The following is a 1,306-nucleotide window of genomic DNA, read 5'->3' on the forward strand; positions in this document are numbered from 1 at the left end:
GTGTATGACCTCGGTTGATGCTTGACATTTTGTCTTCGGGTGATGGCTGACAGTGTTTCGGTTGATGGTTGACAGTTACTTCGGCTGATCCTTGACACTCCCTAGATGAGGGAGTTGAGCGTGGCCGAGCAGCGGTATCAGGCCGTGTTGGCGGTGATCAGTGATGGGTTGTCGATCTCGCAGGTCGCCGAGAAGGTTGGGGTGTCGCGCCAGACGCTGCACTCGTGGTTGGCCCGGTATGAGGCCTTGGGCCTGGACGGGCTGGTGGATCGGTCGCATCGGCCGGTGTCGTGTCCGCATCAAATGCCCGCAGCGGTGGAGGCGGCGCTGCTGGAGTTGCGCCGGTCGCGGCCGTATTGGGGGCCGCGGCGGTTGGTGTTCGAGCTGGCCAAGCGCCGGATAGGGCCGGTGCCCTCGGAGTCGGCGGCGTATCGGGCGTTGGTGCGCGCGGGCATGATCGATCCGAGCCTGCGGGATCGGCGCTCCCGGAAGTGGAAACGCTGGGAACGCGGTGCGCCGATGGAGTTGTGGCAGATGGACATCGTGGGCGGTTTTGCGTTCGCGGATGGCACGAGCGCCAAGGCCTTGGACCGGGATCGATGATCACTCCCGGCTGATGGCCCGGGAGCGCACCGGCGCGGTCTGCGAGGGACTGCGGGGCGCCCTGCTCAGCTACGGGGTCCCCGAGCAGATCTTGACCGATAACGGCAAGGTGTTCACCGGCCGGTTCAACCACCCGGTGGTCGAGGTGCTCTTTGATCGGATCTGCCGCGAAAACGGGATCGAGCACCTGCTGACCCAACCGCGCAGCCCGACTACCACCGGCAAGATTGAGCGGTTTCATCGCAGCATGCGCGCGGAATTCCTCAGCAACAGGCCAGCTTTCGCCAACTTGAAGGCAGCCCAGCAGGCCCTTGATGAGTGGGTGGACTATTACAACACCACCCGGCCGCACCAATCGCTAGACATGAGCACTCCCGCACAACGTTTCGCCCCCGCCGCGGCCCGGTCGCCAGCACTGCCGACCGTTGAGCAGGCCGGCGGCGATCGCACCGGTGATGACTGGGTCAGCCGCCGGGTGTGCGCCAACGGCATCGTGTGCGTGTCCTGGCAGCAGGTCAGCGTCGGGCGCCACCATGCCGGCGCCCGCTGCGATGTTCACGTCGATGGCGAGCTGCTGCGGTTGTGGATCGGCGATCAACTCGTCAAAACCGCCGCACGCACCAGCACCGGCGAGGTACGAAACAAACGGGCCCTGCGCACCAGGACCAGGACCAGGACCAGGACCAGGACCAGGACCAGGACC

Annotated in this window: 1 pseudogene; it reads left to right on the forward strand. The window is 65.4% G+C overall.

Annotation, left to right across the window (positions count from 1 at the left end):
* Positions 1-105: 105 nt before the first annotated feature.
* Positions 106-1,306, forward strand: a pseudogene (locus B8W69_RS29430) (IS481 family transposase); the annotation flags it as partial.

It is taken from the genome of Mycolicibacterium vulneris (assembly GCF_002104765.1).
In the GTDB taxonomy this organism is placed as follows: domain Bacteria; phylum Actinomycetota; class Actinomycetes; order Mycobacteriales; family Mycobacteriaceae; genus Mycobacterium; species Mycobacterium vulneris.